The sequence below is a fragment of the Cytobacillus sp. FSL R5-0569 genome, assembly GCF_038007265.1.
Lineage (GTDB): Bacteria > Bacillota > Bacilli > Bacillales > Cytobacillaceae > Cytobacillus > Cytobacillus kochii.
Map to the genome: position 1 here is coordinate 2559771 of NZ_JBBOWW010000001.1, position 15169 is coordinate 2574939.

General features: G+C 35.8%; 14 protein-coding genes. 6 read left to right on the forward strand and 8 right to left on the reverse strand.

Going from position 1 to position 15169, the window contains the following annotated elements:
• Positions 1-197 precede the first annotated feature (197 nt).
• From MKX78_RS13105 to MKX78_RS13120, 4 genes are all read right to left on the reverse strand, one after another.
• A complete protein-coding gene (locus MKX78_RS13105; RefSeq protein WP_341051260.1) occupies positions 198-1841 on the reverse strand; it encodes an AMP-binding protein in 1644 nt (547 codons plus the stop codon).
• Between the two features lie 242 nt (positions 1842-2083).
• Positions 2084-2491: a GNAT family N-acetyltransferase gene (locus tag MKX78_RS13110; RefSeq protein ID WP_341052753.1), complete on the reverse strand. Its 408-nt coding sequence runs from the start codon at positions 2489-2491 to the stop codon at positions 2084-2086.
• A gap of 89 nt (positions 2492-2580) precedes the next feature.
• Positions 2581-3084, reverse strand: coding sequence for a GNAT family N-acetyltransferase (locus MKX78_RS13115; protein WP_095373132.1), 504 nt, complete (start codon positions 3082-3084; stop codon positions 2581-2583).
• A gap of 15 nt (positions 3085-3099) precedes the next feature.
• Positions 3100-3843, reverse strand: a complete 744-nt coding sequence (locus tag MKX78_RS13120; protein ID WP_341051262.1) for a VOC family protein — start codon at positions 3841-3843, stop codon at positions 3100-3102.
• A 259-nt stretch (positions 3844-4102) separates the two neighbouring features.
• On the opposite strand from MKX78_RS13120, the gene sda reads away from it, so the two are divergent.
• Positions 4103-4234 (forward strand): sporulation histidine kinase inhibitor Sda, encoded by a 132-nt coding sequence (sda, locus tag MKX78_RS13125; RefSeq protein WP_095373130.1) that lies wholly within the window; start codon positions 4103-4105, stop codon positions 4232-4234.
• A gap of 684 nt (positions 4235-4918) precedes the next feature.
• Here the strand turns inward: sda and odhB are convergent.
• The gene (odhB, locus tag MKX78_RS13130) at positions 4919-6166 is read right to left on the reverse strand and encodes a 2-oxoglutarate dehydrogenase complex dihydrolipoyllysine-residue succinyltransferase (protein WP_341051264.1); all 1248 of its coding nucleotides are present in this window, start codon (positions 6164-6166) and stop codon (positions 4919-4921) included.
• A gap of 16 nt (positions 6167-6182) precedes the next feature.
• Positions 6183-9017 (reverse strand): 2-oxoglutarate dehydrogenase E1 component, encoded by a 2835-nt coding sequence (locus tag MKX78_RS13135; protein WP_095373128.1) that lies wholly within the window; start codon positions 9015-9017, stop codon positions 6183-6185.
• Positions 9018-9453: 436 nt separating this feature from the next.
• Here MKX78_RS13135 and MKX78_RS13140 point away from each other — a divergent pair, with 436 nt between their 5' ends.
• On the forward strand, positions 9454-9645 hold the full coding sequence (locus MKX78_RS13140; protein WP_095373127.1) for a small, acid-soluble spore protein, H family: 192 nt from the start codon (positions 9454-9456) through the stop codon (positions 9643-9645).
• Here the strand turns inward: MKX78_RS13140 and MKX78_RS13145 are convergent.
• On the reverse strand, positions 9642-9971 hold the full coding sequence (locus MKX78_RS13145; RefSeq protein WP_095373126.1) for a DUF3889 domain-containing protein: 330 nt from the start codon (positions 9969-9971) through the stop codon (positions 9642-9644). The two genes, MKX78_RS13140 and MKX78_RS13145, sit on opposite strands and share 4 nt — an antisense overlap.
• 869 nt (positions 9972-10840) lie before the next feature.
• On the opposite strand from MKX78_RS13145, the gene qoxA reads away from it, so the two are divergent.
• From qoxA to qoxD, 4 genes are read left to right on the forward strand one after another with little or no spacing between them, the layout of a single operon-like run.
• Positions 10841-11755 carry a cytochrome aa3 quinol oxidase subunit II gene (gene qoxA / locus MKX78_RS13150; protein ID WP_095373125.1) on the forward strand — a complete coding sequence of 305 codons (915 nt, stop codon included), beginning with the start codon at positions 10841-10843 and terminating at the stop codon, positions 11753-11755.
• Positions 11756-11799: 44 nt separating this feature from the next.
• Positions 11800-13746 carry a cytochrome aa3 quinol oxidase subunit I gene (gene qoxB / locus MKX78_RS13155; protein WP_307313633.1) on the forward strand — a complete coding sequence of 649 codons (1947 nt, stop codon included), beginning with the start codon at positions 11800-11802 and terminating at the stop codon, positions 13744-13746.
• Complete coding sequence (qoxC, locus tag MKX78_RS13160; RefSeq protein WP_095373124.1) at positions 13746-14342, forward strand: cytochrome aa3 quinol oxidase subunit III; 597 nt, start codon at positions 13746-13748, stop codon at positions 14340-14342. Before qoxB ends, qoxC begins: the two co-directional genes overlap by 1 nt.
• 2 nt (positions 14343-14344) lie before the next feature.
• The gene (qoxD, locus tag MKX78_RS13165; protein ID WP_095373680.1) at positions 14345-14635 is read left to right on the forward strand and encodes a cytochrome aa3 quinol oxidase subunit IV; all 291 of its coding nucleotides are present in this window, start codon (positions 14345-14347) and stop codon (positions 14633-14635) included.
• Positions 14636-14666: 31 nt separating this feature from the next.
• Here qoxD and MKX78_RS13170 read toward each other — a convergent pair whose 3' ends face one another.
• A complete protein-coding gene (locus tag MKX78_RS13170) occupies positions 14667-14939 on the reverse strand; it encodes a hypothetical protein (RefSeq protein ID WP_095373123.1) in 273 nt (90 codons plus the stop codon).
• Positions 14940-15169: the final 230 nt, after the last annotated feature.

A 15169-nucleotide genomic window follows, 5' to 3' on the forward strand; every position in this document is an offset into this window, starting at 1 on the left:
TCCTCCTACAATATTCAACAATTCGAAAGTGATTCCCTCCATATTAACAATTTTTTACCATATTTTTACCTTAACTAAATATCACCAATATCCAATAAAGCTAAGCATTTGGGTGAATAAGAGACAAGGCAAACGATTTGCCTTGTCTCTTGTTCTTTTCTCTCCACTTTTTATATTTGATTTCTTCTTTTCACTCATCATTTCTGTGCAGTAATGGATTGAATCGCTTGTTCCTTTAATTTGAATTTTTGTATTTTACCAGAAGCAGTCATTGGATATTCTTTCGTAAAAGTAATATGTTTAGGTATTTTATGCTTGGATATTCTGCCTTTACAATATTCTTTAACTTCTTCAGCCGTAATGTTGGCATAGTCTCTTAAAATAATCCATGCCATTACCTCTTCACCGTATATCTCATCAGGAACACCTACAACTTGAACATCTAAAATATCTGGATGACTATAGAGAAATTCTTCAATTTCTCTAGGGTATACGTTTTCTCCCCCTCTTATAATCATATCTTTCAGGCGACCTGTTATTTTACAATAACCATTCTCATCCATAATAGCTAAATCCCCAGTGTGCAACCATCCCTCTTTGTCGATAGCTTGTTCTGTCGCTTCGGGATTGTTATAATAACCTTTCATAACATGATATCCTTTTGTGCATAGTTCCCCTTGAGTACCAATTGGCACTTCATGTGCTGTCCCAGGTTCAACAATTTTCACTTCAACTTCTGGCAATGCTCGACCAACTGATTCCACGCGTAAATTAATAGGATCATCAGTGCGTGTTTGTGTAATAACTGGTGAAGATTCCGTTTGGCCATAACAAATTGTAATCTCTTCAATACCCATTTTTTCAATAACAGCCTTCATTACTTCAATCGGACAATTGGAACCAGCCATCACACCTGTTCGCAATGATTGTAAATTATATTTTGTGAAATTTTTGCTATTGATTTCAGCTATAAACATTGTTGGCACTCCATGAAGGGCCGTACATTTCTCTTGTTCAACCGTTTGTAAAACGGTATCAGGTTGAAATTCCTGTACAGGTACCATCGTTGCTCCAACTGACACACAAGCCAAGGCGCCTATGACACAACCAAAGCAATGGAAGAATGGTACAGGAATACATAGTCGATCATCTTTTGTGAGCTTCATACAAGCGGCAATATTTAATGCGTTATTCACGACATTACTATGTGTGAGCATAACGCCTTTCGGAAATCCAGTTGTTCCTGAGGTATACTGCATGTTAATCACATCATCCGGCTGAAGTGAAAGCAAACGCTCATTTAAACTCTCATCACTACATCCTTCACCAAGAGCTACAACATCTTCCCAACTGTAGGTGCCAGCAAAGCGCTTCTCTCCTAACACGATGACGTTTTTTAAAAAGGGAAGCTTGCTACATTTTAACTGGCCCGGCTGCGATGTTTTTAATTCTGGTGCGATTTTATAGAGAATATCAATATATGATTGGTCGCGGTATTTTTCCATTAAAATAATAGTGGTAGCATCAGATTGTTGTAATAAGTATTCAAGTTCAGCGGCTTGATAATTCGTATTGACAGTTACTAACACAGATCCGATTTTACCTGTTGCAAACTGAGCACTTACCCATTCAGGTGTATTAGAAGCCCAAATCGCTACATGTTCTCCTTTTTCTAAGCCGAGCTTCATGAAACCTTTAGCAACTGTACGACAATACTCATTAAAGCTATGATATGTGTACCTCAAACCTCTATCTGCATAGACTAATGCTTCATGATTAGGATTTTCTTCTGCTCTTTTTTCTAATAAATCGCCAATCGTTATATTTAATAATTCAGACAATTTTTTTCCTCCTCAGAAAATTAAAATTGAAACGCTTTCATTTTTTTTATGCGAATTTTGAATGTATTATTTTAGTCCTTATCATTTTAAAGTCAATTTCAAAATGAACCAACCCAAGTTTCTAAATTTTCATATTCCGATGGTGCTTTATGTCCAACAGTTAAAAACAAATGTAGATTTATTCTAATAAAAATAAAAAAGCTCGAATATTTATATATTCGAACCTTCTCGTATAATTTCCTTTATTTTTTTCTTACCATTATATAAAAGTTTGTACTTTTTCTTTGAAAATGGTGTTGAATTCTAAAACCGAGTTTTTCATAGAGATGGATGGCTCGTTGATTAAAGGAAGCCACTGTTAACCTTATTGGGGTGCTTGGGAAGAGCCCTTCTATTTCCATAAGGATCGTGGTTAAAAAACTGCTTCCCAATCCCTTTCCTGTTAAATCCGGTCTCATCCCTATGCCAATATCAATGCAATCATCTATATATAGATGACTGCTATTCACCGGTACTCTTGCTGATTCACCGTAACAAAAAAAACCAATCATTTCTTCCTGTTTATATATACAAAAGTAGTTTCCCGTTAGCCACTCTTGTTTACTGTCTTCTGTTTGAGCGTGATTATAAAAAATCGTAAGGAGATGGATATGTCCAAGAACTGAGGATGACTGCCTCGTATTCTTTTACTTTATTAAACGTAGTAGTTTCCATATCATTTTCCTCCAGTTTATCGTTATTAAAATAATTTCAACTCATATACAAGTTCTTCTTGGCGAGTGTCTTCAAACCACTCTTTTCCTAATAACGTAAACCCTAATTTTTCCATAATTCTTATGGATGCTTCGTTTTTTGGATCACATGAGGCTTGAATATATTTTACTTTTTTATGCCTTTTAGCTAATTTGATACAACCTGTGATAGCTTCTGTCGCATAGCCTTTATGCCAATACGATTTCCTGAAATGGGCAATTAATTCAATTCGTTTTACTGATGCATCAATATTAAATCCAGCCGCTCCAATAACTTCATTGTTTTTCTTATCTTTTAAACTATATACCGATAGGCCGTATTCTTTATGACAGTCTTCATACCATTTGACGATTTTAGGAATCTTGACGGAAGCAACTGCTCCTCCACTTCTGGCCATCACTTCCTGATTGCCCCAAATTTCATTCATTTGCTTAATATACTCTTTTTTAAATACAAAGAATGACATTCGTTTCGTTTCATATATGTGCATATGACACCCCTCTTTCTATAACGAATGATAAGAAGAGCCAAAGAGTTGTATTGTTTCCTCGTTGTTCAAAAAAGGTTGTAATGTGATATGAACGGGACGGTTCTTATTAGCGTATTTTTTGTTATATGCTGCAAACTCAAAGGATACGTCTGCAATCATAACGTTTGTACCGTGTTGTTTTCCTTGAAACAACTCACGCCATTCTGCAGCTGTTTCTTCAGGTGACTCTACATTATACTTAATGCCCTTTATTTTTGTATGGATAAGTTGTTGATCTATCATACCTAATGATTTGAATTCTTCATATCTCGTATGGTCATCTTGTTCCCATTGAATAAAAAAAGGAAAAGGCACTTCTCGTTTTGCTTGCAAAAATAGCATCTTCCATTTAATCATTTGCCCATCTGCCCTCATCCGTTCACCAGGAAAGATCGGATAGGTTTTATATCCCTTTTCATTTAATTCTTGCTTTAACGCTTCAATATTTTCTGTGCGAAAACATACTTGACCTAACCCCTCAAAAGTAGCTAAATCCTGTACAGCTTGTTGTACTAAAGGGTTATCTGATTGCATAGCCTTCGCTTTATTTTCTATTGCTAAAAATTCTATATAAGATGAGTTTAAGTACAATAAACTATTATATGTTCCCCATTTTTCATGCCTACCACCCTGAACCGCTTTTATATTCCTAACAGATAAGTAATCGATAATCTCTTGCGGATTTCGTTTAATAAAATGAACGATATGATCAAGTTGCATTGAAGGATACCCCTTTCATCAAAAGAAAATTCATCCAACTTTACCTTAGCTAAGATTAGTTTACCATAACTTTTCTACTTATCTATGAATGTTTTTTTCACTCAACTTTTACTTCTTAAATGAATTGTGTGTCCTTTATAAACATTTTACATTTCCTTAACAATTAAAATTTTTATACATTTCTCCTTTTCAAAACAGGGGATAACGTTTACAATAAATAAAAGAATATTCAATCCTTTACCTAGGAGGTATGTATCAAATGAAGATAATGAGTAATGAACAGTTGGTCGTCTCGTATCGTGATGCATTAAAGTCAGGTTCTGAAAAGGAATGGATTCGGATACTTAAAGATGAAATTCAAAAACGGGGATTAAAACCATTTAAAGAGTAAAGCATAAGGCGAGCAAATATTTGCTCGCCTTTTTATTTTTATCCTTTCGGTGACGCGGAAGATATCCATCTCATTTTAATTATCTTTGCTTTATTTCCTTAGTGGTTTGAATTTCATTATTTTGTAGTATCTGTTTATAGTCCATATCAGAAATAACACCTAGCTTTTTGAACAGTACGGAATATTTCAATATCCTATTTTTCCTTCCTCTCATAGTAATCACTCCTGCTTTTCTATCATAATATGCATTTTATCAATAAAGTTTCCTTCACGCAACATTTTTACATATCTAAAAATCTTTTTATCAAGTGTATATCCCTTACTATTTCCTATAGTGCTTGAATTTATGATTAATAGTGAAGAATACATGATTTTTTTTTAATGCAACAATAAAAGGTGTGAGTAGCATGTTGAAGAATGATATAGGAAAATGTGAATATTATTTGTTACCATCACCAATCTTGTTTTACTGCTAAAGGGCTGTGATTCTTCCTTTTGTGACAGGATCAAAGCTTTGATTTCTTCTCTTATAGAGGGATATTCCCCTTTTACAATACCCCTCGAGATTCAGATGAAGGCTTCAACCAAGGGTGACTTACAACAAAAAGCGAGGAAGTGAACAATAAATCGCTTCACTTCCTCGCTTTAAACCCTTTTGAGTATTAGTTTATTTTTTATTTTAAATTAAGCTTCAAATAATAAAGACTCAGGGTCTTCAATTAATTCTTTCACACGTTTAAGGAATGTTACTGCTTCTTTACCATCAACAATACGGTGGTCATAAGAAAGTGCAACATACATCATTGGGCGGTTTTCCATTCTTTCAGCATCAATAGCTACTGGACGAGTTTGGATAGAATGCATCCCTAGGATACCTACTTGTGGTCCATTAAGGATTGGTGTTGATAATAATGAACCAAACACACCACCATTAGTAATAGTAAATGTTCCACCTTGTAAGTCAGAAATAGCTAGTTTATTATCTCTTGCTTTTTTACCAAGGCCCATAATATCCTTTTCAATTTCTGCAAAGTTTTTACGGTCAGCATCTCTAACAACTGGAACTACTAAACCTTCATCTGTTGAAACAGCGATACCAATGTCATAGAATTTTTTAAGAACTAGTTGGTCGCCGTCAATTTCAGCGTTTAATAACGGGCTACGTTTAAGTGCTGCGACAACCGCTTTTGTGAAGAAAGACATAAACCCAAGTTTAACATCATTTTCTTCTTGGAATTTATCTTTACGTTTTTTACGTAAGTTCATTACATTTGTCATATCAATTTCATTGAATGTTGTTAACATAGCAGATGTTTGTTGAACTTCTACAAGTCTTTTCGCAATTGTTTGACGACGACGGCTCATACGGATGCGTTCTACTGGTTTTTCACTATTGCCATCAGTTGCTGCTGGCTTAGGAGCTGGCTTAGATGCAGCTTGTGGCTGCGCTGCTTGTGTCGCTTGATTTGGATCGTAGTTCGCAACATCTTGTGAACGTACTCTTCCCATAGGATCTGTTGTTGGAACTTCACTTAAATCGATTCCTTTTTCACGCGCCATTTTTCTAGCTGCCGGTGAAGCAATTGTGCGTTGTTTATTATCTTCCGCTGGTTTGGAATCAGCTGGTTTCGCTTCTTCTTTAACCTCTTGAGGTGCTTCCTCTTTTTTCTCTTCTGCTTTAGGAGCAGGAGCTTCTCCACCTTCACTTACAACTGCGATGGTATCCCCTACATTCACAGTGTCTCCTTCTTCTGCTTTTAATTCTGCAAGTACACCACTATATTCAGAAATGATTTCTACATTTACTTTGTCTGTTTCAAGCTCAACAACATAATCACCTTTATTGACTGTATCACCAGGTTGTTTTAGCCACTGAGCGACCGTACCTTCTGTAATTGATTCTGCTAATTCAGGAACTTTAATATCTGCCACAATAATTTCCTCCTTATTACTTACGTGTTAAAGATTCTTCAATAATTCTCTGCTGCTCTTTTTTATGCACGACTGGATCGCCTTCTGCTGTGCTTGAGCGGCGGCGTCTACCGATATAATTTACCTCTACTCCGTCAGGGGCAATATGTTTTAACCTTGGTTCAACAAAATTCCATGCGCCCATATTCTTCGGTTCCTCTTGCACCCAGATCATTTCTTCAAGATTTGGATAACGTTTTACTACTTCCGTAATGTCAGCAAATGGGAACGGATAAATCTCTTCTACACGTACAATATGGAACCACTCTTTATCTTCAATATCTTTTAATTTATCTTCTAAATCAATAGCCATTTTTCCTGATGTGAAAACAATTCTTTTCACTTGCTCTTTTTTCTCACCAAGGCCAGATTGCTCGAGAATCGAGTTAAACTGTCCTTCTGATAAATCTTTAGCAGTTGCAGCAACTGTAGGGTTACGTAAAAGACTCTTAGGTGACATTATGACCAATGGTCTTACTTCTTCCTGATTCAAAATCGCTGCTTGTCTTCTTAAAATATGGAAGTACTGTGCTGCTGAAGAAAGGTTAGCTACTGTCCAGTTGTTTTCAGCTGCCAGCTGCAGGAATCTTTCTAATCTTGCACTTGAATGCTCTGGACCTTGTCCTTCATATCCATGTGGAAGAAGCATTACTAGACCAGATTTTTGTCCCCATTTCGCGCGACCAGCAGAAATGAATTGATCAAACATAACTTGTGCAGAGTTCGCAAAGTCACCAAACTGTGCTTCCCAAAGAACTAAAGTTTCTGGAGCTGACACATTATAACCATATTCAAAGCCTAGAACAGCCATTTCTGACAACGGGCTATTATGAACAGCAAATGAAGCTTTAGCTGTTGAGATTTGATGTAAAGGTGAGAACGATTTACCTGTCACTTCATCATGTAACATGATATTTCTATGGGCAAATGTTCCACGCTCTGAATCTTGACCTGTAAGTCTTACCGGCGTACCATCTGAAATAATTGAAGCGAATGCTAATGTTTCAGCGTGACCCCAATCAATTTTCCCAACCTCTTCTAGTCCATTTTTACGACGTTGTAATATTTTACTTAGCTTTCTAAAGACTTTATATTCTTCCGGCCATTTTAGAAGTTCTTCATTCAATTGCTGTAAAGACTCTAATGGCACAGCAGTCTGAATGCTTGGTATACCATTTTCCACTGTCTCAGGTGGATTTAATTCAGTTGCATCTTCTTGTTTATCCGGCACTTTATCGTAAGCTTGCTGAAGTTTTTCAGCTACTTCCGAATGAATAGCAGTAACCTCTTCTTCTGATAAGTATTGATCTTTTTTTAATTTCTCACCATAAAGCTCTTTAATCGTTGGTCTTTTATGGATAATATTATACATCGCTGGGTTTGTGGTCATCGGCTCGTCCATTTCATTGTGACCAAAGCGGCGATACCCAATTAAGTCAATTAAGAAATCTTTATGGAATTTATCTCTATATTCAATAGCTAATTTAGCGGCATTGATGACTGCTTCGGGATCATCTGCATTTACATGCACGATTGGAACCTCATAGCCTTTGGCTAAATCACTTGCATATCTAGTCGATCTAGAATCATAAGATTCTGTTGTAAAGCCAATCGTGTTATTAGCAATAATATGGATGGAACCACCAGTATTATAGCCATTTAATTGACCTAGATTTAATGTTTCAGCGACAACACCTTGCCCTGGAAAAGCAGCGTCTCCGTGAATAATGATGGAAAGTGCTTCGTCGTAATTAACTTCTGGGAAACCACCAGTAGTACGTTTATCTTGAGCCGCTCTTGTATATCCTTCAACTACAGGACCAACGAACTCTAAATGGCTTGGGTTGTTCGCAAGTGTTAAGTTTGCAACTGTTGTATTTTCAGCCTTGATTTGTTTGTCTAATCCCAGATGGTATTTTACATCGCCTGTCCATCCATAGCTGATACCAATAGAACCTTCAGATGGGACAAGATCTTTGTTTGGCGCATGCTGAAATTCCGCGAATATCATCTCATAAGGCTTACCAAGTACATGAGCAAGCACATTTAAACGTCCGCGGTGTGCCATTCCAATATTTATTGTTTTTGTGCCATTCGCCACTGAACCTGATACAATTTCATCTAACATTGGTACCATCGTATCTAAACCTTCAATAGAGAAGCGTTTTTGACCGACGAAAGTACGGTGTAAGAATTTTTCAAACTCTTCTACTTCCGTTAATCTTTTGTACACTTTCGCTTTTTCAGGTTTTTGCAAGTTAAGTTTAAGGCTATTTGTTTCAACCTTGCGACGAAGCCAATCCTTTTCTTCTAAATTGTCAACATGAGTGAACTCAAATGCTAACGTATCCATATAAGCATTTTTTAAGTATTCAAATGCTTCTAATCCATCTCTTAACGGAATATTCGCATCTGTACATATAAGATGAGCTGGTATTGCACGTAAATCTGCTTCTGTTAATCCATAATTACTTAAATCAAAAATAGCAACATTCTTTTCTTCCCTATTAACTAGGGGATAAATATCAGCAGCTTTATGTCCGTTTGAACGAATAAAATCGGCAAGACGAATAGCTGATAAAGTTTTTTCAATTTGTGCTGGACTTACGCCAGTGCTTTCTGCTCCTAAACTTACAGGAGCTACCCCTGTTTGTTGCAATGGTGAACCATTAACCTCAAAATACTCTCTCATTTCTTGGTCAACTGATTCTGGATTTTCTAAATACATCTCATAAAGCTCGATTACATAGCCAAGGTTAGGACCATAAAAACTTTGTTCTAAAGGTCCGCTACCCTCTGAAGGCTTCTTCATGGAAAATTACCTCCACAACTCTTTTTTAAATATATTTGGATAATTTATTTCCGCCCCATATCCATTCTAGGATAGTAACAATATTATTTCGTATATTAAAATTCCGAATAATGTTAATTTCCAGAGGACGAAATGTTTCCTAAGCCATTTTACCACGTTAAAGGCGCATATACAAAGGGAAAAAAGAGAAAATCACGAAAATACAGCTAATATTTTTAGAAAAAATACTTATATTAAAAAAGTGAATTAATTTAATTCCTATATCACGCCTATTAGTGTAATAAATTGGAAAGATGAACTAACGTCTACAAGTTGATAATCATTCAACTTCTAAACCGTTTGCCTATTTAAGTATATATCAAAAGCCTTATTATTGGTAGAATTGTGCACTAAATATTCAAACTGAATAAAATACTACGAGAGAGGATGTGAACTTATGGATTTAGCTAGAGCGAGGGAACTACTAAAAAGTCAAAACGAATATGAAGTAACTTTCGATGGCGTAAATATCGTCATTGTCGATCTCTATGAATTAACTAAAATGGCAAGGGTGTGCGAAAGAAACAACGTAGATAAGAATCAAGTTGTTCCACTCGCACAATTAATAGAAGAAAATACAATACGTTAACGGTCCGTTTTTTTCGTTAAAATACGGACGATTTTCTCCGAATCTTTATCATATTCAATAAACACATAGAGCCCATATTCTATCTCCTGTTGACGCATCCAAAGTTTAAACTTTTCTATTTCTGTCTCATCCTTTACTTCTTTTCCAAGATGCTGATAATCAACAATATCTGCTGATGGGTATTTTTCCTTTGCGATCATCATCGCTTCTTTACCCCATTTCGCATAAGAAGGTGCATCATAAACGGCAAAGCTTGTTTGAGGGCTTGAAATAAATATATAGCTAAACAACACTATGACAATTGAGAGAAACACTCTTTTCTCCATTTTCTCCTCACCTCTTCACTTTTATTTTTTGATGGAAATATTTATAGTTTTACTATCTTTTCAATGTTTATTCTTTATGAAAGTTTTTTTGGGAAATGGGTTATATAATGAAAGAAAAATTCAAAGCAAAACTTGCTAGTGCAAAAGTAAATATCAATAGATAAAGAAAAGCGGGCAAGTTAATGGTTAAAACTTGCCCGCTTTTCTTTATCTATTGTTCCATTAACCCTTATATCGTAAATGTCAACATAGCCTTTAAAAAATATAAGAAAATGTTCATTATTATTTCATTTGATTAGTTTTAGTTATGATTATTTTAATAAAAGTAATCGTACAACATCTAAAACAAAAAGTGGAAGACATAAAGGCCTATTTTGTTCTCTCAAGTAAATCATCTATTTCAATTATTTCTATTAAATGATGAATATCATCAGTCGGGTTATATACACCGTCTAAAAATTGATCAATATCAAATTTCTTTAACAAGATAACCCTCCTCTTTTTTCATCCGTTTCAAAACCATTCGAAGACTTCACACTTTTTTTGTGGGTACTGTTAGTCAAATACGCAATATCATTTATATTAATATAATAAATAAAGAAGCAACCTTTAAAATTTATTGAACGATACAATATTCATTTTTCAGTTTTTTCTTAAAATAGAGTATTTAAATAATATTATTTTTTCTTTTTACTTTCAGTTTCATGAACATTTTGTGACCAAATTCATCATTTGTTCATGAACATTTTGTGACACCTATCACATTCAATTGTTTTTAACCATTTATGATACTAACATAGGGTTACAGGCGTGATATTCACGTTCAAATAAAACAATAGATTTTTAGAAAGATAGAAAGGGGTACATCAATGAAATTGAAAAGGGCTCTTTTATTGGCTATAGTTGCCATTGCCGCTGTACTTGCTGGGTGTGAACCACTTACTGTTCTAAATCCTAAAGGTCCACAGGCCGAAGTCCAGGCTAACGATATTATGATGTCCATATGGTTAATGTCTGGCATTGTTATTGTAGTTTTTGCAATGCTTGCATATATGCTCATTAAATTTCGTTCATCTAAACAAGGAAAAGATTATGAACCACCTCACATCGAGGGAAATAAATGGGTGGAGGCAGTTTGTGTCGGAATACCTGTACTAATTGTTGCTTATCTATCATTTGTTTCTGTCCAAAGTAACTATAAAGTTGAAGCAACACCACCAGGGTATGAAGATAAGGAGCCATTAGTTGTATATGCATCATCATCTAACTGGAAATGGCACTTCAGCTATCCTGAAGAAGATATTGAAACAGTAAATTACTTATATATACCTACAGATCGAGCACTTGAATTTAAACTTTACTCATTCGGTCCAATTACCAGCTTCTGGATTCCACAACTTGGCGGACAGAAATATGCAATGGCCGATATGGTAACAACATTACATTTAGCTGCTGATCACCCTGGTGAATTCATGGGTAGAAATGCAAACTTCAGCGGAAAAGGTTTTGCTGAAAATACGTTTGATGTAACAGCAATGTCTCCAGTTGAATTTGAGGAATGGGTAGATGAAGTTCATCAAACAGCTGATCCAATTACTGAAGATAAATTTGAAGAGTTACTAGAGCCAGGTCACTTAGGTAAGATGACCTTTACTGGCACTCATTTAGACTTTAGCCCAGCACCTGAAGGGCATGAACATCATCAATCAAATGATGAAGATTCAGAAGAAAATCATGAAAATCATGATGAGCACGAAGGTCACACTGACCACAGTAGCCATTAATTAGATGAAGTGTCTATTGACATCTTCTGAAAGGAGTATACAGGATGGAGTTCTTTGAACGTTTTGCCATACCACATCCAAGTCCAGCTATTTATGCTTCAATGGTAGCAATTGCAATTGTTTCTATTGCCATTGTAGTTGGGATAACATATTTTAAAAAATGGGGTTATTTATGGCGTGAATGGTTAACAACTGTTGACCATAAACGATTAGGTATTATGTATATTATTGCAGCGATCCTCATGCTATTCCGAGGAGGCGCTGACGCAATTATGATGCGTGCGCAATTATCAGCACCTGAGAACAAATTGCTTGATGCACAGCATTATAACGAGATATTCACTACACATGGTGTTGTTATGATTCTCTTCATGGCTATGCCATTTATTATCGGGTTTATGAACTTTGTTGTTCCACTGCAAATTGGGGCTCGCGATGTTGCGTTCCCACGTCTTAATGCACTTAGCTTCTGGTTATTCTTTGCCGGTGCAATGTTATTTAATATCTCTTTCGTTATCGGAGGATCACCAGATGCGGGTTGGACATCTTACTTCCCGTTAGCAGATAATGAATTTAGTACCTCTGTCGGTACGAACTATTATATGATTGCGATACAGATTGCCGGTCTAGGTACATTAGCAACAGGTATCAACTTTATGACGACAATCTTGAAAATGCGTGCTCCAGGCATGACATTAATGAAAATGCCAATGTTTACTTGGTCAGCATTAATTACGAACGTTATTATCGTATTTGCTTTCCCTGTATTAACAGTTGCGCTTGCAATGGGTACATTAGATCGTTTATTCGGTACACATTTCTTTGCATCAACAAATGGCGGTATGGATATGTTATGGGCCAACCTTTTCTGGGTTTGGGGACACCCTGAAGTATATATCTTAATCTTGCCTGCATTCGGTATTTACAGTGAGGTAATCTCTACTTTCGCTAGACGTAACCTATATGGTTATAAATCAATGGTTGCTTCAATGGTAATCATTTCACTATTATCATTCGTTGTATGGGTTCACCACTTCTTTACAATGGGTCAAGGCGCTTTCGTTAACAGTATTTTCTCTATTACAACGATGGCAATAGCAGTACCTACCGGTGTAAAAATATTCAACTGGTTGTTAACACTGTATAAAGGTAAAATCGTGATGACAACGCCAATGCTTTACTCAATGTTGTTTATCCCACTTTTCACACTTGGTGGTGTAACAGGGGTTATGCTTGGTATGTCAGCAGCTGACTATCAATACCATAATACAATGTTCTTAGTTGCTCACTTCCATATGGTAATCATTCCTGGGGTTGTGTTCGCAATGCTAGCTGCCCTTTATTACTACTGGCCAAAAATGTTCGGCTTCATGTTAAATGATCGTCTTGGTAAAATCGGCGCTTGGATTATTGCGATTGGTACATTAGTTGCCTTTATGCCAATGTTCATCTCTGGTTTAGATGGTCAAGCTAGACGTATGTACACTTATTCTGAAGCAAGTGGATTTGGTATTTGGAATATGATTTCTATGGTTGGCGCCCTTATGTTAGCAGCTGGATTTGCGTTAATCGTTTATAATATTTACTATAGTTTCCGTTATGCACCAAGAGATATTGGATCAGATCCTTGGGATGCACGTACACTTGAATGGGCTACACATACGCCAGTTCCTGAGTATAATTTTGCAACTATGCCTAAGATCGATTCCTATGAAACATTCTGGGATTCAAAGAAAAAAGGCACACCGTTATTCCCAGATAAAATTGAAAAGATTCACATGCCGAACAACAGTGGTATTCCATTCATTATGGGAATTATCTTCTTCATGTGGGGATTCTCGTTCGTCTTTGCAATGTGGATTCCGTTAATTATTTGTACACTAGGTATTTTCGCTTGTATGGCTTATCAATCATTTGAAAATGATCATGGAAGATATATTTCTATTGAAGAAATAGAAGAAACAGAAAAAGAATTGGGAGGTAAAAGATAATGAAGATTGATCACTCTCTCCCTCTTGAGTACAGTACTGATGAAAATCGCTTAAAGATTCTTGGCTTCTGGATTTTCCTCGGTGCGGAAGTTATGTTATTTGCAACATTATTTGCATCTTACTTTATTTTGTCAGGTGGTACAGGTGATGGCCCATCGGGTGCTGAAATTTTTGAAATCACACCTGTATTAATTGAAACACTTGTTCTATTAACAAGTAGTTTCACAATTGGCCTCATGGTTCACGCGATGAGACTTGGTCGCCAAAAAGCAATGATGGGATTCTTTATTGCAACAATCGTACTTGGGGCTATCTTCCTCGGTGTTGAAATTTATGAATTCGTTCATTATGTTCATGTTGGCGCAGGACTACAAACAAGTGCATTTAGTGCAATCCTATTAACCACTTTAGGAACACACGGCGCGCACGTAACTTTCGGGTTATTCTGGGGAACATGTATCCTAATTCAAGTAAAGAAATATGGCTTAACACCAAGAACAACGAATAAGTCATTTATCTTCTCTCTTTACTGGCACTTCCTAGACGTTGTTTGGATCTTCATCTTCAGCTTCGTCTATCTGAAAGGAATGATGTAATGATGAAAGAATTATTCCCGATGAAACAAGTGATGGGATTTATCTTTTCACTCGTGCTAACAGCTGTTGCCCTAATGGTTTACTTCTTTGATATGTCATTTGCAGTTGGAATGACAATCTTACTTGTAACTGCTTTTATTCAAGCAGGGTTACAATTAGTACTATTCATGCATGCTGGTGAATCAGAAGATAAAAACGCCATCTATATTACAATTTACTATGGTGTATTAATTGCAATCTTCACCATTCTTGGTTCCCTACTAACAATGGTTTGGACTTACCAAATTCAATAAATAAAAAAGGAGCGTCCTCTTTCGGGCGCTCCTACTTTGTTTTAATAGATGTTGCTGTTACTTTTGCTAATGTATCTAGTTTAGATTTTCTTCTACCTGTCTTTTCTAATACTTCCTCTGTAGCTACAAAAAAGACGCCCATTAAAAAGACAAAAATGGCTCCCATTACCGTACCAATACCAATACCAGTTAACGTACTGGAAACGTTTCCAAAGAATCCGATCGAAAAGATGATGATTCCGGCAATCAATAATGTACCTCCATAATACTTAACTGCTTTTAACATAGCTTTTGATGTATTCATTTCCATCATCCTCCTTTTCATCCATTATCCACCCTGTTCACAATTATGTCAATATTTTTTCGCGAATTTGACAAAATTATCTCTTTTTTCGGGTTGACTTTTCGATTAATTAGTTATTTTTTATTATATTATGCAAATAATTATAGTTTGATTTTACTTTTAGCCTTATTTTTGACAAAAATAACGGTTTCACCACTTATTTTCTTCACAAATTATGCATTATATTCCTA

Coding starts and splice junctions, on each gene's coding strand:
- MKX78_RS13115 (WP_095373132.1), bottom strand. CDS start 3,084: ATGCACATATATGAAACGAAACGAATGTCATTCTTTGTATTTAAAAAA.
- MKX78_RS13120 (WP_341051262.1), bottom strand. CDS start 3,843: ATGCAACTTGATCATATCGTTCATTTTATTAAACGAAATCCGCAAGAG.
- sda (WP_095373130.1), top strand. CDS start 4,103: ATGAAGATAATGAGTAATGAACAGTTGGTCGTCTCGTATCGTGATGCA.
- MKX78_RS13135 (WP_095373128.1), bottom strand. CDS start 9,017: ATGAAGAAGCCTTCAGAGGGTAGCGGACCTTTAGAACAAAGTTTTTAT.
- MKX78_RS13140 (WP_095373127.1), top strand. CDS start 9,454: ATGGATTTAGCTAGAGCGAGGGAACTACTAAAAAGTCAAAACGAATAT.
- MKX78_RS13145 (WP_095373126.1), bottom strand. CDS start 9,971: ATGGAGAAAAGAGTGTTTCTCTCAATTGTCATAGTGTTGTTTAGCTAT.
- qoxA (WP_095373125.1), top strand. CDS start 10,841: ATGAAATTGAAAAGGGCTCTTTTATTGGCTATAGTTGCCATTGCCGCT.
- qoxB (WP_307313633.1), top strand. CDS start 11,800: ATGGAGTTCTTTGAACGTTTTGCCATACCACATCCAAGTCCAGCTATT.
- qoxC (WP_095373124.1), top strand. CDS start 13,746: ATGAAGATTGATCACTCTCTCCCTCTTGAGTACAGTACTGATGAAAAT.
- qoxD (WP_095373680.1), top strand. CDS start 14,345: ATGAAAGAATTATTCCCGATGAAACAAGTGATGGGATTTATCTTTTCA.
- MKX78_RS13170 (WP_095373123.1), bottom strand. CDS start 14,939: ATGAATACATCAAAAGCTATGTTAAAAGCAGTTAAGTATTATGGAGGT.